Raw genomic sequence first — 22,214 nt, forward strand, 5'->3', positions numbered from 1 at the left:
GGATCAGCCCGGCGTGGGTTCGCCGCGCCGCTTCTTGCCTGGGTGGGGCGGTTTGGGCAGCACGACCTGGCGGGTGCCCGCCAGCCTGTCGTGCAGGAATAGCTTGTCGCGGTCGTAGAACTTCGCCAGGAAGGGAACCAGGCACCAGCTCAGCGCCAGCCACAGAGCCTGCGGCTGGTGGCCGTAGGCCTTGGCCCAGCCTAGATAGGAGACCGCCGGCATGCCGACGAACAAGACCAGGCCGATCACGTAGCGCGCCGCAGCCTGCTTCCAGACGATGCCGCCGCCATGGGCGTTGACTAGTTTGATGCGCCAGGTTTTCATCGCCACGGTTTGACCGCCGCGCACCCAGCAGTAGCCGAAATAAGCAAACAGGGCAAGGACCAGGACCGTTTTGAGCAGAGTCTTGAACAGTGTGCCTTGGCCTATCAGCATCTGCAGCGGTGTCAGCACCGCGGTGACGGTGAGCAAGAGCGCGGCGACCAGGAGCAATTCATAGAACAAGCTGGCCAGGCTGCGTTTCAGTGTGGGCGGGGTCAGGGCGGTGGCGTCAGCGGGAGGCATCTTGGGCTTCATGTTGTTGCCGCAGGCGCTGGATGGCCTGCCGGCGTTGTTCGGGCGGCATCTGTTGCAACGCCTTCCAGTTGGCGCGGATCTCGTCCCGCTGCTGCTGGCTCAGTTCGGACCAGGCTTTCAGCTTTTGCTGCACGCGTTGGCGCTGTGCCTCCGGCAACTGTTGGAATTGCGGCACGATGGCCAGCAGGTTTTGTTTTTTATATGGAGCGTAGCGGTCCCACTCCGTGGCCAGCGGCGCCAGAACCTGCTGCTGTTCCGCGCTCAATTGCGCCCAGCGGGGGTTGGCAGGCGGGCTGGCCTTGGTCGCCGGCGCCAGCAGCCCGCTTAGGCACAGGGCGAGCAAGAGGCGGCGGCCGCTATTCATGCAAGCCTCGGCTGAAGTGGGGCTCCAGCAGGGCTTCGAACGGCAGATCCTGCGCCAGCACCGCGGCGTCCACCGCTTCTTCTTCCAGCAGCAAATCTTCCGCCAGCATCATGCCGGCGCCGGTCAACAGCGCGAAGCCCAAAGCCAAGCCGCCGCGGCGGAGCGACAACACATGGCGCTGTCCCCACAGGCCCAGCCGCTCGCGTTGCGTAACGGCTCCGGGGGAACTGGCATCGAAGCGAGCCAGCGCGCGCTCGCGCGCCTGGCGCAGCCTGCGTTCCAGCGCGGGGTCGAGATCGGCGCTGGCGTGGTCCAGCACGCGCGATACATGCTCGGGCAGGGGATTGGAAGGTTTCATAGCGTCACTCCCTTTTGCGCGAGGATGGCGGCCAGAGTGTGATTGGCGCGCGAGCAATGCGTTTTCACGCTGCCTTCCGAGCAGCCCATCACGCGCGCGGTGGCGGCAACATCCAGACCTTCCCAATAACGCAGCAGAAACGCCTCGCGTTGACGGGCCGGCAGCAGTTGTAGCGAGGACTCGATCAGCACGGCGGTTTCCTTGCGCGCGCACCATTGTTCGGGATTGCTGTGCGCCTCGTCCGCGGCCACGTCCAGCGTTTCAAGCGGGTCGAGGCTATCGTCTTCCTCCCGGGTGGGGATCAGCGAGGACAGCAGCGTGCTGACGAAACGGCGAGCCTTGCTGCGGCGATAGAAGTCGCGGATGGTGTTTTGCAGGATGCGCTGGAAGATCAGCGGCAGTTCCGCCGCCGGGGCGTGCGGATAGCGATCCGCCAGTTTCATCATCGAGTCCTGCACGATATCCAATGCGCTGTCTTCATTCTGGACCGCATACCACGCCTGCTTGAAAGCGCGTTTCTCCGCCGACTCCAGAAAGTCGGCCATTTCCTCGCGGCTAGCCATCGGATGAGAGTTTGAGTAGATGCCAACAGAAGATGGTAGCAGAGCGCCGCCGATTCGGCCAAGCCTGATTTTTTTCCTGAATTTACCGAGGCTTAGGGGCATATTGCACCTGCACAAAAGCACTTGACCGGTTTCAAAGCAATACGATAAGGTCGTCCGATACGGGATGAAACTAACGCAAAGACAAGAGGCGATATGCAGATATCGGGCGCGGAAGCGGTTGTCCGCTGCCTGCAGGAAGAAGGTGTCGAGTTTGTTTTCGGCTACCCCGGCGGCGCGGTGCTGGAAATTTACGATGCCATTTTCCGGCAGGACAAATTCAAACATGTGCTGGTGAGGCATGAGCAGGCGGCGGTACATGCCGCCGACGCCTACTCCCGTTCCAGCGACAAGGTGGGCGTGGCCCTGGTCACCTCCGGCCCCGGCGCGACCAATGCCGTGACCGGCATTGCCACCGCCTATATGGACTCCATCCCCATGGTGGTGCTGTCCGGCCAGGTGCCGTCCCCGGCCATTGGTCTGGACGCATTCCAGGAAGTGGACATGGTGGGCATTACCCGCCCGTGCGTGAAGCACAACTTCCTGGTCAAGGATGTGAACGAGATCGCCGCCACCATCAAGAAGGCGTTCTACATCGCCAAGAGCGGCCGTCCCGGCCCGGTGGTGGTGGACATCCCCAAGGACATCACTCAGCAGCGCACGGATTTCCAATACCCGGAAAGCGTGCATATCCGCTCCTATGTGCCGGCTACTCGCGGCCACCCGGGGCAGATCAAGAAAGCGGTGAACCTGCTGTTGGAAGCCAAACGCCCCTTTGTTTACGTGGGCGGCGGCGCGGTGCAGGGCAATGCCGCCGGCGAAGTGACCGAATTGGTCAAATCGCTGGGTCTGCCGTGTACCAACACCCTGATGGGTCTGGGCGCCTATCCGGGGTCCGATCCGCAGTTCCTCGGCATGCTGGGCATGCACGGCACCTATGAAGCCAATATGGCGATGCAGTACTGCGACGTGTTGGTGGCCATAGGCGCGCGTTTTGACGACCGCGTGATCAGCGTGCCCTCGCATTTCCTCTGCCAGCCCAAGAAGATCATCCACATCGACGTGGATCCGTCCTCCATCTCCAAGCGGGTGAAGGCGGACATCCCCATCGTCGGCGACGTCAAGCATGTGCTGAAAGACATGCTGGACCTCCTTAAGCAATCCGGCCAGAAGCCGGACGCTCAAGCCCTGGCCGGCTGGTGGAAGCAGATTGAGGAATGGCGCGGCCACAACTGTTTGCTGTACACCCCGTCCACCGAGCTGATCAAGCCTCAGTACGTGGTGGAGAAACTGTACGAAATCACCGGCGGCAAGGCCATTGTCACTTCCGACGTGGGCCAGCACCAGATGTGGGCGGCGCAGTACTACAAGTTCGACAATCCCAAGCAGTGGCTGAACTCCGGCGGACTCGGCACCATGGGCTTCGGCCTGCCTGCGGCGATGGGCGCGCAACTGGCCAATCCGGACGCCACCGTCGCCTGTATCACCGGCGAAGGCTCGATCCAGATGAACATCCAGGAGCTGTCCACCTGCAAGCAATACCATACCCCGGTGAAGGTGGTGGCCTTGAACAACCGCTACCTGGGCATGGTGCGCCAGTGGCAGCAGTTCTTCTACGGCACGCGCTATTCCGAATCCTATATGGACGCCTTGCCGGACTTCGTCAAAATCGCCGAGGCTTACGGCCATATCGGCTTCAAGGTGGAAGACCCCGCCGACGTGGAGCCGGTATTGAAGGAGGCGTTCAGCCAGAAGCTGAAGGAGCGGCTGGTGTTCCTGGATTTCCGTACCGACCAGTCCGAGAACGTGTTCCCGATGGTGCAAAACGGCAAGGGCCTCGACCAGATGGACCTGCCCGAGCACATGAGCGAGGTGCAGAACGTGCCATTCGAGAACAACCGTGACTACGGCAATATGTGTTGAGGCCAGCCGGTATGCGACATATCCTATCCATTCTTCTGGAAAACGAAGCGGGCGCATTGTCCCGCGTGGTGGGCCTGTTTTCGGCCCGTGCCTACAACATCGATTCGCTGACAGTGTCCACGACCGAGGACCCGACGCTGTCGCGCATGACTATCGTCACTCACGGTTCCGACGAAGTCATCGAGCAGATCACCAAGCAGCTCAACAAGCTGATCGAGGTGGTCAAGGTGATAGACCTCAATGAATCCGAGCACATCGAGCGCGAGCTGATGCTGATCAAGGTCCGCGCCACCGGCAAGGACCGCGAGGAGATGAAGCGCATGGCCGACATCTTCCGCGGACGCATCATCGACGTGACGGAAAAGACTTACACCATCGAGCTGACCGGTACGAGCGAAAAGCTCGGCGCCTTCATCGAGGCGGTGGACCGCACAGTGATCCTGGAAACGGTCCGTACCGGCGCATCCGGCATTGGTCGGGGTGAGCGGGTTCTGAAAATCTGAAGCAGGCGGGCGCCGGCCGGAGGCCGGGCCGCCTAAACAAACGAAATCAAGGATTGCAAATGAAAGTTTTCTACGACAAAGACGCTGACCTCTCCATCATCAAGGGCAAGAAAGTCGCCATCATCGGCTACGGTTCCCAGGGCCACGCCCATGCGCAGAACCTGAAAGACTCCGGCGTGGACGTCGTGGTGGGCCTGCGCAAGGACGGCGCTTCCTGGAAGAAGGCGGAAGCGGCCGGCCACAAGGTCAAGGAAGTGGCCGAGGCGGTGAAGAAAGCCGACGTGGTGATGATTCTGCTGCCGGACGAGTCGCAGCCGGACGTCTACAGCAAGGACATCGCGCCCAACCTGAAGAAGGGCGCGGCGCTGGCCTTCGCTCACGGTTTCAATATCCATTACAACCAGATCGTGCCGCCGGCTGACGTCGACGTGATCATGGTGGCGCCGAAAGGTCCGGGCCACACCGTGCGCTCCGAATACCTGAAGGGCGGCGGCGTGCCGACCCTGATCGCGGTTTATCAGGACAAATCCGGCAAGGCCCGCGACGTGGCGTTGTCCTATGCGGCGGCCAACGGCGGCACCAAGGGCGGCGTGATCGAGACCAATTTCCGCGAGGAAACCGAGACCGACCTGTTTGGCGAGCAGGCTGTGCTGTGTGGTGGCGCGGTGGAACTGGTCAAGGCCGGTTTCGAAACGCTGGTGGAAGCCGGCTACGCACCGGAAATGGCCTACTTCGAGTGCTTGCACGAGCTGAAGCTGATTGTCGACCTGATGTACGAGGGCGGCATCGCCAATATGAACTACTCGATCTCCAATAATGCGGAGTACGGCGAGTATGTGACCGGCCCGGAAGTGGTGACTTCCGCCACCAAGGACGCGATGAAGAAGGCGCTGTACCGCATCCAGTCCGGTGAATACGCCAAGATGTTCATCCTGGAAGGGAAGACCAACTATCCGAGCATGACCGCGCGTCGCCGTCTGACCGCCGATCACCCGATCGAGAAAGTCGGCGCCGAACTGCGCGCGATGATGCCGTGGATCGCCAAGAACAAGCTGGTCGACCAGTCCAAGAACTGATCTGTCGGTTTGATCTGGCGGCATGGAAAAGCCGGGCGTCGCGCCCGGCTTTTTTCATGTTGTTTACACATCCGGCTCAGTGGCTGGGAAAAGCCGGCGTTGCACCGGATTGCCAAACGGCGGTGATCAGGCTCTGCAAGTTGAACATGCTGCTGTAGAAGCTGCCCGGCATCTGCTGATTGGCTTGTGCGGTGTTGAAGCCGGTTTGCAATTCGGACATGAAGGCGCGAAAGCCGTCCTGAAGCTGGCGCTGGGCCATTGCCTGCTCAGCCAGCTGCTGTTTGTCGGGATGGGGAATCAGCGGATAGGTAGCGGGAATCCAGGGGTTGGGTCCCAGGCGCAGCAGGTCGAGGATCAGGTTGAATTTCAAAAAGTGGCTTTGTGACGGGTCGAAGTCGCTGGGATCGTAAGCCGTTGGATTCTCCGCCGGCGCTTGATCGCGTGGAGGGATTTCCTCAGTGGAGCGGTTGCCTTCGCCCTGTTTGACGATGGCCTGTATCGCCGCCAGTGCTTGGTCCAGGCTGTTTATGGTCTGGCTGAAGCCGTGGCCTTGTTGGTTTTTTTGCGTGTAGTCCGTGAAATTGGCCTGCTGTTTGGTATTGGCGGCGGCGCCGACATAGAGGTCTTTCCACTGCAAGGGTACGGCAATTTCCAGCGCCTGATACAGCTCGCCTATCGAGTTGTATCGTGTTTGTTTGTTCCAGTCCGGTTTGCCGGGGGGCTCGGGTAGCTCGATCACACAGAACAGCTTCAGCTGGTTGATGTCCAGCGGCCCTAGCTTGACTTGGTAACCCGCGTATTTCGGCGGCACATCGGGTTTGAGGAAGGGGATGCCCTCAGCCTCTTCATAGGTGGGAAACGGGTATTGGGGAGCATAGCCTAGCGCATTGCACAGATTGGAAATCAGTTCCAAGTGCAGCATTTCCTGGATCACCACGCTTTCGATTAATTTTGCTGTGGTGGGATAAGCCTGTTGATTGCCGGAGTTCAGCCCCTGAATCGAATACAGGGTGGTCAGGTAGAGCGGAATGGTCCACAACTCCACATCCACTGCGGCCTGCAGATTGTCGTAAAGCTCTTGCTTGCTCCAGGTTGCCGGATTGTGGATGGTTTTGCGCAAAACATCGGTGATATGCATCGTTGCCTTCTCCGTAGGATGAATGCCGGTTCGGCGCTGGATACCGAGGGCATCTTGTCATTTTTGGATAGGCAATCGATGATTCCTACGTGATAGTTATTTTTACGTAGGGAAGGGTTTGGGCGGACAAAAATAAAACGCGGCGTCGAGCTAATGCCGTTCACTTAAGAGAAAAGCACCGTCTCCATGAATGGAAAACGGTGCTTTTTTTGTGGATTCCTGTGCTCACAAGGCCAGAAAAGTCGCCCGGAAATCCTTGAATGAACGGCATTACGGCGTCGAGCCGCGTTTTTTATGGGGAGGGCGAACTCGGTTCAGTCCGCCATTGCCTCGCCCATGCGCACCGCGCCGGCGGCTTGCCAGGCGGGGTTGAAGCTCAGCGGGCCTTGAGGGAACAGCAAGACCACGGTGGAACCCAGCAGGAAGCGACCCATCTCCTCCCCCTTGGCCAGGCGGATGTCTTGATCGCTGTAATCCCAGTGGCGGATTTGTCCCGGCCGCGGCGGGTTGATCACGCCGTGCCAGACGGTGGCCATGCTGCCGACGATGGTGGCGCCTACCAGCACCAGCACGAAGGGCTGGCCATCCTCGCCTTCGAAGCGGCAGACCACGCGCTCGTTGCGTGCGAACAGGCGGTCCACGCCGCGGGCAGTGGCTGGGTTCACCGAGTACAGCTCGCCCGGCACATAGCTCATCCGCAGCAGGCGTCCGGCGCATGGCATATGGATGCGATGGTAGTCGCGCGGGCTCAGGTAGATGGTGGCGAAATGGCCGTCGTCGAAACGGCGCGCCCACTCGGCGTCGCCGGCCAGCAGTGCTTGGGCCGAGTAGCTGCGGCCCTTGGCCTGGAAGATCTGTCCCTGTTCTACGCGGCCGAACTGGCTGATAGCGCCGTCCACCGGGCAGACCAGTCGTTCGCTCGCCAGCGGGCGGGCGTCGGCGCGCAAGGCGCGAGTGAAGAAGGCGTTGAAACTGGCGTAGGCCGCGGGGTCGCTGGCGGCGGCTTCGCTCATGTCCACTTTATAGCGGGCAATGAAGCGACGGATGATCCATTGCGTCAGGCTGCCGCCTTCCCAGTTGGCGATGCAGCCCGCGAACCGGGTCATGGCCAGCTTGGGCATCAGATGTTGCAACAGCACGAACAGGCGTTCGGACACTGGTTTGTCCTCGATCAATCAGACTAAACCCCAGATTATAACCGATCTATCGGTGTCTGATCGTCTGTGCGTCGCTTAAATAATAATCAGTTTTCGAATGAAAATGGACATAATGTCCGATTTATGGCGCTTGGACATGGTGTGTGACGTTTTAATCACAGATTTCAACATGCAGATTTGACTTTATGTCTTGGTTGCCGGTAGGCTGAATCAAACTAGCTGCGGGAGCACATGATGCAATTGGACATTGAACGCTTGATTGCGGATTTCGGCGGGCCGGGACAGCTGGCCGAAGATCTGAATCGCTTGTTCGCTGATGAGCCGGTGACTCGGGCGGCGATATACAAATGGAGAGAACGCGGCAGCCTGCCATTGGCCCAGCTCAACAAGCTGGCGGTGATGGCGGCCAGCCAGGGCAAACGCTTCGATTTCAACGATTATCTGATCGGCGTCGGGACAGGCGCGGAAATTGCAATGCAGGGACCAGGGAGAAACAGTCAGATGGGCAATCGTCTGTATATATTCGACACCACCTTGCGCGACGGCGAGCAATCGCCGGGCGCATCGATGACCAAGGAAGAAAAGATCCGGATCGCCCGCCAGCTGGAGCGCCTGGGCGTGGACATCATCGAAGCGGGCTTCGCCGCGGCCAGCCCGGGCGACGCCGACGCCATCCGCGCCATCGCCGAGGTGATCAAGGACTCCACAGTCTGTAGCCTGGCCCGCGCCAACGAGCGCGACGTCCGCGCCGCGGGCGAAGCGATCAAGCCGGCGGCGCGCGGCCGCATCCACACCTTCATCGCCACCAGCCCCATCCATATGGAGAAGAAGCTGCGCATGAGCCCGGACGAAGTGGTGGCGGCGGCGGTGGCGGCGGTGAAGATCGCCCGCGAATACACCGACGACGTGGAATTTTCCGCCGAAGACGCGCTGCGCTCGGACATCAATTTCCTGGCGCGCATCTTCGGCGAAGTGATCAAGGCCGGCGCCACCACGTTGAACGTGCCGGACACCGTCGGCTATGCGGTGCCCTTCATCACCGAAGCCTTCTTCCGCGAACTGATCGCTAAAACGCCGGGCGGCGACACGGTGATCTGGTCCGCCCATTGCCATAACGATCTGGGCATGGCGGTGGCCAATAGCCTGGCCGCGGTGCTGGGCGGCGCGCGCCAGGTGGAATGCACCATCAACGGCCTGGGCGAGCGCGCCGGCAATGCCAGCCTGGAAGAGGTGGTGATGGCGGTGCGCACACGCAAGGATATCTTCGCGCTGGAAACCGGCATCGACGCCACCCAGATCGTGCCGGCATCCAAGCTGGTGTCCACGGTGACCGGCTACCCTGTACAGCCCAACAAGGCCATTGTCGGCGCCAACGCCTTCGCCCACGAGTCCGGCATCCATCAGGACGGCGTGCTCAAACATCGCGAAACTTACGAGATCATGTCCGCCGAATCGGTGGGCTGGAGCACCAACCGCCTGACTCTGGGCAAGTTGTCCGGCCGCAACGCCTTCAAGACCAAGTTGATCGAACTGGGCATTGTGCTGGATAGCGAGGAAGCGCTGAACGCCGCCTTCGCGCGTTTTAAAGAGCTGGCGGACCGCAAGCGCGAGATTTTCGACGAAGACCTGCACGCGCTGGTGTCGGATGAATTCAGCACCGGCCGCGAAGAGGATTACAAGCTGGTGTCCTTGAAAATCGCCACCGAAACCGGCGAAGCGCCGGTGGCCTCCATCGTGTTTCTGGCCCACGGCGAAGAGCGTCGCGCCCAGTCCAGCGGTTCCGGCCCGGTGGATGCCGCCTTCAAGGCGATTGAAAGCGTGGCCGCCAGCGGCGCGGAGTTGGAGCTGTACTCGGTGAACGCCATCACCAAGGGCACTGAATCCCAGGGCGAGGTGACGGTACGCCTGGCGCGCGACGGCCGCATCGTCAGCGGCCAGGGCGCGGATACCGACATTATCGTGTCTTCGGCCAAGGCCTACCTGTCCGCGTTGAACAAATTGATGAACCAGGAGCAAAAGCTGAACGCGCAAGCGCTGGTATGAGGTTTTCCGGCCGAGGCGGTCAGCGCGGCGCGTCGTCGACAAGGTTTTCCATCCCGTCCTTGTCGGCGCGCAGTCAGCGCTAGACCGCCCGGCCCAGGGAGTTCACTTTATCGAGTGTGAAGTCCATCAGGCCCACAAGGCCGCCCCATTTGGCCCCGGCTCACAAGGCCGCGCGGCGGACTGCCGACCCATGAGGTCGGCGTCGTTGCGCGGCGGAGCCGGGGTTTTTTGCGTTTTACGAGTGGACGGGCCGGCGCTAGACTGCCAGCTCTCTACTATCCACTATGGAAAGCGCCCATGTCCGCAGCCTACTTCATTACCGGCACCGACACCGAAATCGGCAAGACCCACGTAGCCGTGCAATTGATCCGTCAATGGCAGGCTGAAGGCAAGCGCGTGTTGGCGATGAAGCCGGTGGCCTCCGGCTGCGAACTGCTGGCCGACGGCAGCTGGTGGAATGATGATGTGGCGAGGCTGACCACGGCCACCGGGCAGTCTGATCTGGATCTGATGAATCCCTATCGATTCTTGCCGCCGGTGTCGCCGCATATCGCCGCGAGCGAGGCCGGCGTGGAGATCCGGCTGGACGTGATCGTCGACCATTACCAGCAATTGGCCGCCTGCGCCGACGTGGTGGTGGTGGAGGCGGCGGGGGGCTGGCTGGCCCCGCTGTCGGACCGACTGTTCATGGCCGATATGGCCAAAGCCCTTCAATTGCCGGTGATTCTGGTGGTGGGGATGCGGCTGGGCTGCATCAACCACGCTCTGCTGACCGCGCGCGCGGTACTGGACGCCGGCCTGCCGCTAGCCGGCTGGGTAGCCAATCGAGTGGTGCCGCAACAACAGGCTTACGAGCAGAACCTGGAAACCCTGCAAAGGCACATGCCGGCGCCGTTATTGCTGGAAGTGCCCTATCTGGCGGGCGAATCCAACTGAGCCGCCGCGCTCGGAGCGGGGCGGATCGGGGCTTGCATACGTAATATTTTATTGCGTTGCCGCAAGACATTTTCTTGTTTTCCTTGACCTTTTTTTCTAGCATGCCATTAACCGGTCATGAAAATAGACCGGACCAGTCAGCACCACTTCATGTCAGTTGAGGATTTCTAGGGGGGCTCCATGTCCTGTATGCGCGTCCTTTGCTGTTGGCTGCCGATATCCTGCGCGTCAGCGGCCGAGTTGAATCTGCAAGCCCCCGTCACTCCCATTGCCCGCCAGCAATACGATCTGCACACCATGCTGCTGGTGATCACCTGCGTTATTTTCGCGCTGGTGTTTCTGGTGATGATGTACGCCATCGTTCGCCATCGCAAAGCCGCCGGCCACCAGGCCAAGCACTTCCATGAAAACACCACGGTGGAAATCATCTGGACGGTGATCCCGCTGCTGATCCTGATCGGTATGGCCTGGCCGGCGACCAAGGCGGTGCTATCGCAGAAGAGCACGCGCGGCGAGGACATGACGGTCAAGGTTACCGGCTATCAATGGAAGTGGCGCTACGACTACCTGGAAGATAACTTTGGCTTCATGAGCCATTTGTCCACGCCGCGCGAGGCCATCGCCAACACGGCGGCCAAACCCGTCAACTACTTGCTGGAAGTGGACGAGCCGCTGGTGGTGCCTACTGGAAAGAAAGTGCGGCTGCTATTGACCGCCAACGACGTGATCCACTCCTGGTGGGTGCCGCAATTGGGCGTCAAGCAGGATGCGATTCCCGGTTTTCTGCGCGATAGCTGGTTCCGCATAGACAAGCCCGGCACGTATCGCGGTCAGTGCTCCGAGTTGTGCGGCAAGGACCACGGCTACATGCCCATCGTGGTGGAGGCCAAGACGCCGGATGACTACGCCAAGTGGCTTGAAGCCAAGAAAAAGCAGATGGCGGCGGCGGCGGACGATCCCAACAAAGTGTGGTCGCTGGCCGATTTGAAAGCCCGCGGCGAAAAAGTCTATGCCCAAAACTGCGTCGCCTGTCACCAGGCCAACGGCAAGGGCTTGCCTGGCGCTTTCCCGGCGCTGGACGGTTCCAGGATAGCCACCGCCGACAAGCCGGCGCACATCCACATCGTCTTGTTCGGTAGCCAGAAAAACCCGGCGATGCAAGCCTGGGGCAAGCAGCTGTCCGATACCGACATAGCCGCGGTGATCACCTATGAGCGGAACGCCTGGGGCAATCACACCGGCGAATTGGTGCAGCCCAAAGAGATCAAGGCGGCCCGCGGCGCCACCGGCTGAGCCCGGGACCGGCGGCGAACCCACGCAAGGAGAGCGATATGGCAATTGTCGATGACGCCGGCCATGCCGGGCACGCGCCGGAGCATCATGAGCGCCCGAGTGGGATCATGCGCTGGCTGGCCGCCACCAACCACAAGGACATCGGCTCGATGTATCTGTGGTTCTCCTTCATTATGTTTCTGTCCGGCGGAGTGATGGCGCTGTGCATCCGCGCAGAGCTGTTTCAGCCCGGTCTGCAGTTTTTCCAGCCTGAGCTGTTCAATCAGTTCACAACCTTGCACGGCCTGATCATGGTGTTCGGCGCCATCATGCCGGCCTTCACCGGCCTGGCCAACTGGATGCTGCCGCTGATGATAGGGGCGCCGGACATGGCCTTCGCCCGGATGAACAACTGGAGCTTCTGGCTGCTGCCGCCGGCGGCGCTGCTGCTTTTGCTCTCGTTTATTGTGCCCGGCGGGGCGGCGGCGGCCGGCTGGACGCTGTACGCGCCCTTGTCCACCCAGATGGGCATGGGCATGGATATGACCATTTTCGCCATCCACATCATGGGCGTCAGCTCCATCATGGGCTCGATCAACATCATCGTGACCATTCTCAACCTGCGCGCGCCGGGCATGACCATGATGAGGATGCCCATGTTCGCCTGGGCTTCGCTGATCACCGCCTACCTGATCATCGCGGTAATGCCGGTGCTGGCGGGCGTGGTCACCATGGTGTTGACCGATCGCCACTTCGGCACTCATTTCTTCAACGCCGCCGGTGGCGGCGACCCCATTCTCTATCAGCACGTGTTCTGGTTCTTCGGCCACCCCGAGGTCTACATCATGGCGTTGCCGGCTTTCGGCATCGTCAGCCAGGTGATCCCCACTTTCGCCCGCAAGCCCTTGTTCGGCTACGCCTCCATGGTCTACGCCACTTCCAGCATCGGCGTCCTGTCCTTCATGGTCTGGGCGCACCATATGTTCGCCACCGGCATGCCGGCCACCGCCCAACTGTTCTTCATGTACGCGACCATGCTGATCGCGGTGCCCACCGGGGTCAAAGTCTTCAACTGGGTGGCCACCATGTGGGAGGGAAGCATGAGCTTCGAAACGCCCATGCTGTTCGCCATCGGCTTCATTCTGCTGTTCACCATCGGCGGTTTGTCCGGCGTCACCCTCAGCGTGGCGGCGGTGGATATCCAACTGCACGCCAGCTACTACGTGGTCGCTCATTTCCATTACGTGCTGGTGGCCGGGGCGCTGTTCAGCCTGTTCTCCGCCATCTATTACTGGTTCCCCAAGATGACGGGCAAGATGTACCACGAGGGCCTGGGCAAGCTGCACTTCTGGTGGTCCTTGCTGTGGTTCAACGTCACCTTCTTTCCCATGCATTTCCTCGGCCTCGCCGGCATGCCGCGGCGGATTCCCGACTACGCGTTGCAATTCACCGAATTCAACCAGTTGGCCAGCATCGGCGCCCTCATGTTCGGCCTGGGGCAGTTGATTTTTCTCTACAACATCCTGCATTCGCTGCGCCGCGGCCGGCCCGCGCCGCCGCATCCGTGGGAAGGCGCCAACACGCTGGAGTGGGCGATTCCGACCCCGGCTCCCTACCACAGCTTTGTCGAGGCGCCGCAGCTGGAAGTGATCGAGAACGGCGTGGTGGTGTCCAGCACCGGCGGCAAGCATCACTGAGAACGATGCCATGGAAGCCGCCGCCAAGCAGGGACGCAGCAATCGCCAACTGATGAAGAAGCTGGCGGTGGTGGCCTTGCTGATGTTCGTTTTCGCCTGGGGGTTGATCCCGCTGTACAAGGTCGTGTGCGAAGTCACGGGTCTTAACGATGTGGTCAAGGCGGACAGCCTGGATGATGCGGCGAGCGGCGGCGCGTCGGCCCACGAGGTGGAGATGACTTTCGACGCCACGGTCCAGGCCGGCCTGCCGTGGCAGGTGCGGCCGCTGCAAACCCGGCTCAAGGTGAAGCCCGGCCAGTTTGTGCAGGTGGAGTACGAAATCACCAACGCCAGCGGCCAGCGGGTGGTGGGGCAGGCGATTCCGCGTTATCTGCCCGCCGCCGCCGGCGAGTACGTCAAGAAGCTGGAGTGCTTCTGTTTCCGTCAGCAGGCTTTCGCGCCGGGGGAAACCAGACGCTTTCCAGTGGTGTTCGTTGTCGACAAGCGTTTGCCGGCCTCAATAGACAGCATCACGCTGGCCTATACCGTGTTTGACGTGCCGGGCAATACGGGAGTGGGCTCATGAGAGCGTGGCAAGGAGTGCAGGCGGTGTTGTCCGCCTTTTTCGGCGTGCGCCGCAAAGCGGACGCGCGCGAGGACAGCAAGCTGTCGCCGTTGCAGTTGATACTGACCGCGCTGTTTCTGGCGGCCACGTTTATTGGAGTGTTGCTATTGGTGGTGCGGCTGGCCACGTCCTAATCAGGTTGCAGGGAGCATGCAATGACGACAGCGAACGAACGGGAACAGACGCATTACTTCGTGCCGCAGCCATCGCGCTGGCCGGCGGTGGGCGCGGTGGCGCTGTTCTGCTTGGGACTGGGCGCGGCCTTTGCCGTCAACGGCCAGCCCTTGGGCAAACTGTCGCTGGGCGTGGGCGCGCTGATCCTGATTTATATGTTGTTCGGCTGGTTCGGCGACGTGATTCGAGAAAGCCGGCACGGCGATTACCAGGGCAAGGAGGACATGTCCTTCCGCTGGGGCATGGGTTGGTTCATCTTCTCCGAGGTGATGTTCTTCGGCGCCTTCTTCGGCGCCTTGTACTGGGTGCGGGTGGTGTCGGTGCCTACCTTGGGCGAGATGGACTACAAGATCTTGTACCCGGATTTCGAACCGTCCTGGCCCTTGCTCACCGGGCCGGGCATTACCAAGCCCTACCAGGCGATGGGCGCCTGGGGACTGCCGGCGCTGAATACTTTGATCCTGCTCAGCTCCGGCGCGATGGTGACCTGGGCGCATTGGGCGTTGCTGCAAGGCCGGCGCGCCCAATTGAAGCTGGGCCTGCTGTTGACCGTGCTGCTGGGGACCTTGTTCCTGTGTCTGCAGATGTATGAATACGGCCACGCGATGAGCGAGTTGAACCTGAGCCTGGCTTCTGGCGCTTACGGCATGACCTTCTTCATGCTGACCGGTTTTCACGGCATGCACGTCCTGCTGGGCACTATTATTTTGGCGGTGGTGTGGCTGAGGGTGATGCGCGGACATTTCGATGGCCAGCACCACTTCGCCTTCGAAGCGGCGGCCTGGTACTGGCACTTCGTCGACGTGGTGTGGTTGCTGCTGTTCGTCTTCGTCTACTGGTTGTGAGCCGCGCGGCCAGACCAAAGGTCAGGGACCGCGTGGGGACGTGGACGGGCGGCTCGGCTAAGCTTGATGTGGGCGCCACCAGCCGAACAGCGCGCCCAGTAGCAGCAGCAGAAACAGGCCGATGGACAGGCCGATGCGCAAAGTGAGGGAGCGAACCAGACGTTGAGAGCCTTGATCGGACTTCAGCAGGCCGGTCAGGCCCCAGAACAGGGCAAGCACGATGCAGGCGAGCAAGAACAGAATGACAAGTTTCATTGCGGAATCTCCCGGTCGATTGGGCCGTCGATCTTCAGCTTTGAAGTCTAGCGGCAAACGGCTGGTTTGGCTGTGTTTATTGGCTATGGCGGTGTTGCCTTTCTTTCTGGCGGCCTGGCAGTGGCAGCGCGCGCAGGAAAAAACCGAACTGCTGCGCTCGTTGACCAGCGCCATCGGCGTGCCGCCGGTCAGCCTGATCTATCGGGAGGCCCGCCCTCAGCCGGAGTTCAGCCGGGTGGCCTTGCCGGGCGCGCATCCCGCCGGGCCTGTTTTGCAACTGGAAAACAGCTACCTGGGCGAGGTCAAGGGCCGACGCATGCTGCAGCCGTGGCGGTTGGAGGACGGCGCGATGGCCCTGGTGGATCTGGGCTGGCTGGCCGACGGCGTAGCGTTGCCCGCCGTCGATCCGCAAGCGCTGACCTTGCGCGGGCATTGGATGCCCTTGCCGCGGCACTTTGTGCTACCAGGCGCGGTGGCCGGCGTTGAGGGCCGCGTCGACGCCATCGACATGGCCGCGCTGCGTCAGCGTTATCCCGGCCATTGGCATCAGGGCGTGGTGGTGCTGGAGCATTCGCCGGATCCGTTCCGGCATTGGCCGGTCCTGCCGGAATTCATGCCGGAACGCCATTACGCCTATGCGGCGCAATGGCTACTGTTGGGCCTGCTCTTGCTGCTGTCCTTGCATACGTTGAGGAGACGTTCCCATGAGCCGCGTCGATGAGCTGTCCCAGCAGGCGTCGCCCGCCGAGCCGTCCCGCCGCCGCGGCCGGTTCAAGCTGCTGCTGATGGCGGCCATCTGCCTGGCGCCGGTGCTCGCCTCATGGGCCGCTTACCGGCTGATGCCTCCCGAGGGCGGCAAGAGCTACGGCCAACTGCTGCCGACGCGTCCATTCGCTTTGATCGGCGCGCAAGGATGGCCGCGCGGCAAGTGGGTGCTGGCCGCTAGGATAGAGCCGGGCTGCCAGACGCGCTGTCAGCAGCGCTTTTTCGCGATGCGCCAGATTCAGCGGGCTCAGGGGGAGGCCGCCGGCCGTCTGACCCGGCTGGGCTGGCAAGAGGAGGCCACGCATGAGGAGGTGGACGCCACTCACATCGTGCAGTCCGCGCAGACCGGCGTTGACGACGGCGGCTACTACTTGGTGGACCCGCTGGGCAACCAGGTGCTGTTTTATCCCGACGCCGCTGACCCCAAGAAGGTGATCCAGGAAATAGGCCGCGTGCTGAAAACCAATAACGGCATCGGTTGAGTCCATTTAGCCGCTGGCCGCCACGGCCCGCGGCTTTCTCAGTTTGTTGGCCGCTCGACAAGGGGAGCGCAGCATGAGGCGACTGATCTGGCTGGCATTCATCCTGGCATGCGTGGTCGTGCCTTTCGGCGCCTATGTGCGCTTGTCCGACGCCGGGCTCGGCTGTCCGGATTGGCCGGGTTGTTACGGCCAGATATCCCCGCACCACGCGGCGGAGAGCATCCAGCGGCAACATGTCCAGAGCCCGGATGGGCCGGTCAGTCTGGGTAAAGCCTGGAAGGAAATGAGTCACCGCTATCTGGCCGGCGCGCTTGGCGCGTTGATTGTCGCCGTCGCCTGGCAAGCCTGGCGTGCGCGGCGGCATCGCCGCGCGGCCGGCGCGTTGCTGGCGGTGGTGGCGGCCCAAGGCTTGTTGGGCATGTGGACGGTGACCCTGCTGCTCAAACCGGCCATCGTCACCCTGCATTTACTTGGCGGCATGTCGGTGCTGCTGCTGTTGGCCTGGCTGGCGCTGTCCCCGCGGCTGCGGCCGGTGGAGGCGCCGGCAGCGCTGAACTGGTTGGCGCGCGGCTTGGTCCTGGCTGTGGTGCTGCAAGTGGCGCTGGGCGGCTGGGTATCCACCAACTACGCCGCTCTGGCCTGTCAGGGCTTCCCCGCCTGCAATGGAGAATGGTGGCCGCAGATGCGTTTTGAGCACGCTTTCCATCTGTTCCGGGCATTGGGCGAGGCACCGGACGGTAGCCCGCTGGCGGTGGGCAATCTGGTGGCGGTGCATTGGCTACACCGGCTCGGGGCCGCGTTGGTGACCGCCTTGTGCCTGGCGACGGCGCGCGCTGGCTGGCGACAGCCGGCGCTGCGCGGCCATCTTGCCTGTCTGCTGGCCTTGCTGGGCTGCCAGCTCGCCTTGGGCGTCGCCAACGTGTTGCTGGCGCTGCCCTTGCCGGCGGCGGTGTCGCACAACGCCGGCGCAGCCGGTTTGCTGCTGGCATCCAGCTTGCTGGCGTTGCGTTTGCGCCCGGCGCGAGCCGTTCAGCCGCGGGCCGCGGCCGGGCCTTTGCCGAGTCTTTCGAAAAATCATCGCGAGTGGGTTTGAGCGCCGCATCCTGAAGGGGAAAAACATGAACGCAGCGGAGCTTCAGCAGGCACGCCAGCACGCGGTCGCCTTGATGCAATTGGCCAAACCCCGGGTAGTGGGGCTGATCGTGTTCTGCGCGGTGATCGGCATGTTCCTGGCTGGGCCGGGCTGGCCGGATCCGGCGCGTTTGTTGCCGGCCACCGCCGGCATCGCGCTGGTGGCCGGCGCGGCGGCGATGATCAACTGTCTGGTGGAGCGCACGGTGGACGCCAATATGCGCCGCACCGCCTGGCGGGCCACCGCGCGCGGCGAGGCCGGCGCTGGCGAGACCTTGGTCATCGCTCTGACCGCCGGCGGCATCGGCATGGCCTTGCTGGCTGGACTGGTCAACGCTTTGACCGCCTGGCTGACGCTGGCCACTTTCGTTGGCTACGCTATCGTCTACACCTTGCTGCTCAAGCCCAATACGCCGCAGAACATCGTGATCGGCGGCGCCAGCGGCGCGATGCCGCCGGTGCTGGGCTGGGCGGCGATGACCGGGGAGGTGCACGCGTTCGCGTTAGTGTTGTTCCTGATCATCTACGCTTGGACGCCGCCACATTTCTGGGCGTTGGCCTTGTATCGCCGCGACGATTACGCCCGCGCCGGGCTGCCGATGCTGCCGGTGACTCACGGCCAGCGTTTCACCACGCTGTCCATCTTGCTGTACGCCTTGCTGTTGTCGGCCATCACCCTGCTGCCGGTGGCGATGGGCGCGGCCGGCTGGCTCTATCTGCTGGCGGCGCTGGCGTTGGACGCGCGTTTGCTCTTCCTTGCCGTGCGCTTGCATCGCCAGTATGCTGACGCTCTGGCCCGCCGCGCCTTTGCCTGGTCGATCTGGTATCTGACTTGGCTGTTCGCGGCCCTGCTGATAGACCACTACTGGCTGATACCCGTTTCCTGATGCGCAAATTGATAAAACTAGCCGGCTGGCTGTTGCTGCCGTTGTGGCTGGCCGCGTGCACGCCGAATGAACCCAAGCTGGATTTGAAAGGCACCGATGTCGCCGGAGCATCGATAGGCGGCGATTTCACCTTGACCGACCATCAAGGCCAGCGCCGCAGCCTGTCTCAATACCAAGGCAAAGTGGTGGCGCTGTTCTTCGGCTACACCCATTGCCCGGATGTCTGCCCGACCACCATGCTGGAATACGCGGCCGCGGTGAAGCAACTGGGCGATAAGGCCGGACAGGTGCAGGTGCTGTTCGTCAGCATCGATCCCGAGCGCGACACGCCGCAGGTGCTGGCCGGCTACGTGCCGCACTTCAACCGCGGCTTCATCGGCCTGACCGGCACCGCCGGCGAGGTCGAACAGATCAAGAACCAGTACAAGATCGTCGCCCAGCGCGTGAGCCAGCCGGGCGGCGGCTATAGCGTGGACCACAGCGCCGGCTCCTATCTGTTGGATAAACAGGGCCGTTTGCGGGTGTTTGAAGCCTATGGGACGCCGTCGGCGAGCTTGGCTCATGATATTGGACAGTTGTTACGCTAAACTTGGCGTATCGGAAACTGACGCAGACATGAAAGTCGGATCAAAGTGAGCAACGACCATAACGCTGGCGCAACATCCGGCTCGCAGCCATCGTTGGATCTCGCCAAATACACGCTGTCCACGTCGGTGGAGATCGCCCATCACCTGGCCGGCATCGCCAAGAACGGCCACATGGTGACGGTGTTTTCCAACAAGGGTAAAACCTTCATCCTGACCCGCTTCTTGGAAGTGGATCACAAGGCGGGCACGCTGGTGTTCGACTGGGGCGCGGACCCGGAGACCAATGAGCATTTACTGGCCAGTGAGCGCAATGTCTTTGTCTGCTCGCCGGAGGGCGTCAAGACCCAATTTGTCACCGGCCAAGTGCGGCGCGTCGAGTGGGAGGGCCAGCCGGCCTTCCAGGCGGATCTGCCCGGGCAGGTGATCAAGCTGCAGCGCCGCGAGTTCTTCCGCATCCAGACCCCGGTGGCCAGCCCAGTGATGTGCCATGTGGCCGATTATCCGCACAAGCCCGTCGACCTGGCCTTGTTCGACGTCAGCCTGGGCGGCGTCAGCATGTGGCTGCCGCAGCCGGGAACGCCCGGCTTCGACATCGGCCAGCAATACCAGCGCTGCACGCTGGATTTGAAACCGCTGGGCGCGCTGCATATCGGGTTGGAAGTCCGCCACCGGCTGGCCGCTAAATTGCGCAATGGCAACGAAGCCGTACGCATAGGCTGTTCCTATCTGGGGCTGACGCCGGCGATGGAGACGTTGATCCAGCGCTACGTCGGCCTACTGGAGCGCGAACGCCGCGCTCTGGTGGGCTGAGCCCGCGTCGCTCCGCCTTAACTTCGATTTCGTTATCCTTGCCGCAATACATCATGAAGCTGACTATTGCCCTGTCCAAAGGGCGCATCTTTGAAGAAACTCTGCCTTTGCTGGCCGCCGCCGGCATTTTGCCGGCGGAGGACCCTGAAGCCTCGCGCAAACTGATTATCGGCACTAACCATCCGGGGGTGCGGCTGGTGATCGTGCGCGCGTCCGACGTCCCGACCTACGTCCAGTACGGCGCGGCCGATCTGGGCATCGCCGGCCGTGACGTGCTGATCGAGCACGGCGGCGCCGGCCTGTATCAGCCGCTGGATTTGAATATCGCCAAGTGCAATATGATGGTGGCGGTGCAAAACGGGTTCGATTACGAGGCCGCGGTGCGTCGCGGCGCGAGGCTGAAGATCGCCACCAAGTATCCGCAGATCGCGCGCGAGCACTTCGCCCGCAAAGGCGTGCACGTGGACATCATCAAGCTCTACGGCTCGATGGAGCTGGCGCCGCTGGTCGGCTTGGCCGACGCCATCGTCGACCTGGTCTCCACCGGTGGGACATTGCGCGCCAACAATCTGATCGCGGTCGAGCACATCGTCGACATCAGTTCGCGGCTGGTGGTCAACCAGGCCGCGCTCAAGCTTAAACACGACGTGATCCAGCCGGTGCTGGACGCATTCGCCGGCGCCGTGCCGGCCTGAGGTCCGCTCCATGCTGAAACTGTCTTCTTCCCAAGCCGATTTCACCGACCGCTTGCAAGCGCTGCTGGCTTTTGAAACCGCGCAAGACCCGGCCGTCGACGCCGCCGTCGCCGCCATCTGCGACGACGTCAAAGCGCGCGGCGACGCCGCGGTGATCGAGTACACCAACCGCTTCGATCGCATGCGCGCCGCCTCCATGGCCGATCTGACGCTGTCGCGAGAGCAACTGGAGGCCGCCTTCCAGCGGCTGAGCGATCCAGTGCGCCATGCGCTCAGCACCGCCGCGGAGCGGGTGCGCCGCTATCATGAGAAGCAGCTGGCGCATTCCTGGAGCTATCAGGACGAGGACGGCACCCTGTTGGGGCAGCAAGTGACGCCGCTGGACCGCGTCGGCATCTACGTGCCGGGCGGCAAGGCCGCCTATCCCAGCTCGGTGCTGATGAACGCGCTGCCGGCCAAGGTGGCCGGCGTGGGCGAAATCATCATGGTGGTGCCGACGCCGGACGGCGAGCGCAACGATCTGGTGTTGGCGGCAGCCTATATCGCCGGCGTCGACAAGGTGTTCACCTGTGGCGGCGCGCAGGCGGTGGCCGCGCTAGCCTACGGCACGGAAACCGTGCCTCAGGTCGACAAGATCACCGGCCCGGGCAATGCTTACGTCGCCGCGGCCAAGCGCCGGGTATTCGGCGTGGTGGGCATCGACATGGTGGCCGGCCCGTCCGAGATTCTGGTGATCTGCGATGGCGACACTCCGCCGGACTGGGTGGCGATGGACTTGTTCAGTCAGGCCGAGCACGATGAAATCGCCCAGGCCATCCTGCTGTGCCCGTCGGCGGAATACATCGCTCAAGTCGAGGCCAGCGTCGCCAGGTTGCTGCCGCAGATGTCGCGCCGCGCAATCATCGAGGCCAGCCTGAGCAACCGCGGCGCGCTGATTCAGGTCAGCGACTTGGCGCAAGCCTGCGAGATCGCCAACTACATCGCGCCCGAGCATCTGGAGCTGTCGGTGGCCAATCCGGACGAGTTGTTGCCTCGGATTCGCCACGCCGGCGCCATCTTCATGGGTCGTTTCACTTCGGAAAGCCTGGGTGATTATTGCGCCGGCCCTAATCACGTGCTGCCCACCAGCCGCACTGCGCGTTTCGCCAGTCCGCTGGGGGTGTACGATTTCCAGAAGCGCAGCAGCCTGATCCGGGTGTCCCAGGCCGGCGCTCGGGCGCTGGGCCAGGTTGCCAGCCTGTTGGCTCACGGCGAGGGCCTGAGCGCGCACGCGCGAGCCGCGGAACTGCGTTTGGACGCAAACGCTTAGAGCAAAACGCCGCGTCATCGCTTAA

The 22,214-nt window shown here is 62.3% G+C and carries 25 protein-coding genes; 18 read left to right on the forward strand and 7 right to left on the reverse strand.

Translation table 11 applies throughout. The annotated features are described in order from the left end of the window. Positions 1–3 precede the first annotated feature (3 nt). The 4 genes from MOV80_RS05565 to MOV80_RS05580 are packed head-to-tail and all read right to left on the reverse strand — an operon-like array spanning position 4 to position 1,861. On the reverse strand, positions 4–564 hold the full coding sequence (locus tag MOV80_RS05565; RefSeq protein WP_052051871.1) for an RDD family protein: 561 nt from the start codon (positions 562–564) through the stop codon (positions 4–6). Next, positions 551–940: a DUF3106 domain-containing protein gene (locus tag MOV80_RS05570; RefSeq protein ID WP_043589520.1), complete on the reverse strand. Its 390-nt coding sequence runs from the start codon at positions 938–940 to the stop codon at positions 551–553. Before MOV80_RS05570 ends, MOV80_RS05565 begins: the two co-directional genes overlap by 14 nt. Further along, the gene (locus tag MOV80_RS05575) at positions 933–1,298 is read right to left on the reverse strand and encodes a DUF3619 family protein (protein WP_249604895.1); all 366 of its coding nucleotides are present in this window, start codon (positions 1,296–1,298) and stop codon (positions 933–935) included. The genes MOV80_RS05570 and MOV80_RS05575 overlap by 8 nt, the downstream gene beginning before the upstream one ends. Next, the gene (locus MOV80_RS05580) at positions 1,295–1,861 is read right to left on the reverse strand and encodes an RNA polymerase sigma factor (protein ID WP_019102164.1); all 567 of its coding nucleotides are present in this window, start codon (positions 1,859–1,861) and stop codon (positions 1,295–1,297) included. Before MOV80_RS05580 ends, MOV80_RS05575 begins: the two co-directional genes overlap by 4 nt. Positions 1,862–2,056: 195 nt before the next feature. Between MOV80_RS05580 and ilvB the strand changes: the two genes are divergently transcribed. The 3 genes from ilvB to ilvC are packed head-to-tail and all read left to right on the forward strand — an operon-like array spanning position 2,057 to position 5,402. Then, entirely contained in the window at positions 2,057–3,823 is a 1,767-nt protein-coding gene (gene ilvB / locus MOV80_RS05585; RefSeq protein ID WP_249604896.1) for a biosynthetic-type acetolactate synthase large subunit, read from the forward strand. A gap of 11 nt (positions 3,824–3,834) precedes the next feature. Continuing rightward, the gene (gene ilvN / locus MOV80_RS05590) at positions 3,835–4,326 is read left to right on the forward strand and encodes an acetolactate synthase small subunit (RefSeq protein ID WP_019101853.1); all 492 of its coding nucleotides are present in this window, start codon (positions 3,835–3,837) and stop codon (positions 4,324–4,326) included. A gap of 59 nt (positions 4,327–4,385) precedes the next feature. Then, entirely contained in the window at positions 4,386–5,402 is a 1,017-nt protein-coding gene (gene ilvC / locus MOV80_RS05595; protein WP_043589528.1) for a ketol-acid reductoisomerase, read from the forward strand. A gap of 76 nt (positions 5,403–5,478) precedes the next feature. Here the strand turns inward: ilvC and MOV80_RS05600 are convergent, their stop codons facing one another. Together MOV80_RS05600 and asd are read right to left on the reverse strand one after the other, a co-directional pair. Continuing rightward, positions 5,479–6,540 carry a ferritin-like domain-containing protein gene (locus MOV80_RS05600; RefSeq protein WP_019102815.1) on the reverse strand — a complete coding sequence of 354 codons (1,062 nt, stop codon included), beginning with the start codon at positions 6,538–6,540 and terminating at the stop codon, positions 5,479–5,481. A gap of 314 nt (positions 6,541–6,854) precedes the next feature. Beyond that, complete coding sequence (gene asd, locus MOV80_RS05605; protein WP_019102814.1) at positions 6,855–7,697, reverse strand: archaetidylserine decarboxylase; 843 nt, start codon at positions 7,695–7,697, stop codon at positions 6,855–6,857. A 234-nt stretch (positions 7,698–7,931) separates the two neighbouring features. Here asd and MOV80_RS05610 point away from each other — a divergent pair, with 234 nt between their 5' ends. From MOV80_RS05610 to MOV80_RS05640, 7 genes are all read left to right on the forward strand, one after another. Beyond that, on the forward strand, positions 7,932–9,740 hold the full coding sequence (locus MOV80_RS05610; protein WP_249604897.1) for a 2-isopropylmalate synthase: 1,809 nt from the start codon (positions 7,932–7,934) through the stop codon (positions 9,738–9,740). Between the two features lie 297 nt (positions 9,741–10,037). Further along, positions 10,038–10,676, forward strand: coding sequence for a dethiobiotin synthase (gene bioD, locus MOV80_RS05615; protein WP_043589532.1), 639 nt, complete (start codon positions 10,038–10,040; stop codon positions 10,674–10,676). Positions 10,677–10,865: 189 nt separating this feature from the next. Beyond that, on the forward strand, positions 10,866–11,969 hold the full coding sequence (coxB, locus tag MOV80_RS05620; protein ID WP_019102811.1) for a cytochrome c oxidase subunit II: 1,104 nt from the start codon (positions 10,866–10,868) through the stop codon (positions 11,967–11,969). 38 nt (positions 11,970–12,007) lie between these two features. After that, the gene (ctaD, locus tag MOV80_RS05625) at positions 12,008–13,645 is read left to right on the forward strand and encodes a cytochrome c oxidase subunit I (RefSeq protein ID WP_019102810.1); all 1,638 of its coding nucleotides are present in this window, start codon (positions 12,008–12,010) and stop codon (positions 13,643–13,645) included. Positions 13,646–13,655: 10 nt separating this feature from the next. Continuing rightward, positions 13,656–14,210, forward strand: a complete 555-nt coding sequence (locus MOV80_RS05630; RefSeq protein ID WP_019102809.1) for a cytochrome c oxidase assembly protein — start codon at positions 13,656–13,658, stop codon at positions 14,208–14,210. Beyond that, positions 14,207–14,383: a DUF2970 domain-containing protein gene (locus MOV80_RS05635; protein ID WP_081554436.1), complete on the forward strand. Its 177-nt coding sequence runs from the start codon at positions 14,207–14,209 to the stop codon at positions 14,381–14,383. The genes MOV80_RS05630 and MOV80_RS05635 overlap by 4 nt, the downstream gene beginning before the upstream one ends. Before the next feature lie 21 nt (positions 14,384–14,404). Further along, complete coding sequence (locus tag MOV80_RS05640) at positions 14,405–15,268, forward strand: cytochrome c oxidase subunit 3 (RefSeq protein WP_019102807.1); 864 nt, start codon at positions 14,405–14,407, stop codon at positions 15,266–15,268. 57 nt (positions 15,269–15,325) lie between these two features. On the opposite strand, the gene MOV80_RS05645 is transcribed toward MOV80_RS05640, so the two are convergent. Continuing rightward, positions 15,326–15,523 (reverse strand): DUF2909 family protein, encoded by a 198-nt coding sequence (locus tag MOV80_RS05645; protein ID WP_019102806.1) that lies wholly within the window; start codon positions 15,521–15,523, stop codon positions 15,326–15,328. A gap of 91 nt (positions 15,524–15,614) precedes the next feature. On the opposite strand from MOV80_RS05645, the gene MOV80_RS05650 reads away from it, so the two are divergent. The 8 genes from MOV80_RS05650 to hisD all read left to right on the forward strand — a co-directional run bounded on the left by MOV80_RS05650 (position 15,615) and on the right by hisD (position 22,189). Then, positions 15,615–16,244: an SURF1 family protein gene (locus MOV80_RS05650; RefSeq protein ID WP_233423290.1), complete on the forward strand. Its 630-nt coding sequence runs from the start codon at positions 15,615–15,617 to the stop codon at positions 16,242–16,244. Next, entirely contained in the window at positions 16,228–16,770 is a 543-nt protein-coding gene (locus MOV80_RS05655) for a hypothetical protein (protein ID WP_249604898.1), read from the forward strand. Before MOV80_RS05650 ends, MOV80_RS05655 begins: the two co-directional genes overlap by 17 nt. A gap of 73 nt (positions 16,771–16,843) precedes the next feature. Continuing rightward, a complete protein-coding gene (locus MOV80_RS05660; protein ID WP_249604899.1) occupies positions 16,844–17,863 on the forward strand; it encodes a COX15/CtaA family protein in 1,020 nt (339 codons plus the stop codon). Positions 17,864–17,888: 25 nt separating this feature from the next. Further along, positions 17,889–18,788: a heme o synthase gene (locus MOV80_RS05665; RefSeq protein ID WP_043636858.1), complete on the forward strand. Its 900-nt coding sequence runs from the start codon at positions 17,889–17,891 to the stop codon at positions 18,786–18,788. Continuing rightward, entirely contained in the window at positions 18,788–19,375 is a 588-nt protein-coding gene (locus tag MOV80_RS05670) for an SCO family protein (protein ID WP_249604900.1), read from the forward strand. Before MOV80_RS05665 ends, MOV80_RS05670 begins: the two co-directional genes overlap by 1 nt. A gap of 93 nt (positions 19,376–19,468) precedes the next feature. Beyond that, positions 19,469–20,185, forward strand: coding sequence for a flagellar brake protein (locus MOV80_RS05675; protein ID WP_232060440.1), 717 nt, complete (start codon positions 19,469–19,471; stop codon positions 20,183–20,185). 53 nt (positions 20,186–20,238) lie between these two features. Beyond that, the gene (gene hisG, locus MOV80_RS05680) at positions 20,239–20,880 is read left to right on the forward strand and encodes an ATP phosphoribosyltransferase (protein WP_043589540.1); all 642 of its coding nucleotides are present in this window, start codon (positions 20,239–20,241) and stop codon (positions 20,878–20,880) included. A gap of 10 nt (positions 20,881–20,890) precedes the next feature. After that, on the forward strand, positions 20,891–22,189 hold the full coding sequence (gene hisD / locus MOV80_RS05685; protein ID WP_019103906.1) for a histidinol dehydrogenase: 1,299 nt from the start codon (positions 20,891–20,893) through the stop codon (positions 22,187–22,189). The last annotated feature ends 25 nt before the right edge of the window (positions 22,190–22,214 follow it).

Source organism: Chromobacterium sp. IRSSSOUMB001, from assembly GCF_023507765.1.
Classification (GTDB): domain Bacteria; phylum Pseudomonadota; class Gammaproteobacteria; order Burkholderiales; family Chromobacteriaceae; genus Chromobacterium; species Chromobacterium haemolyticum.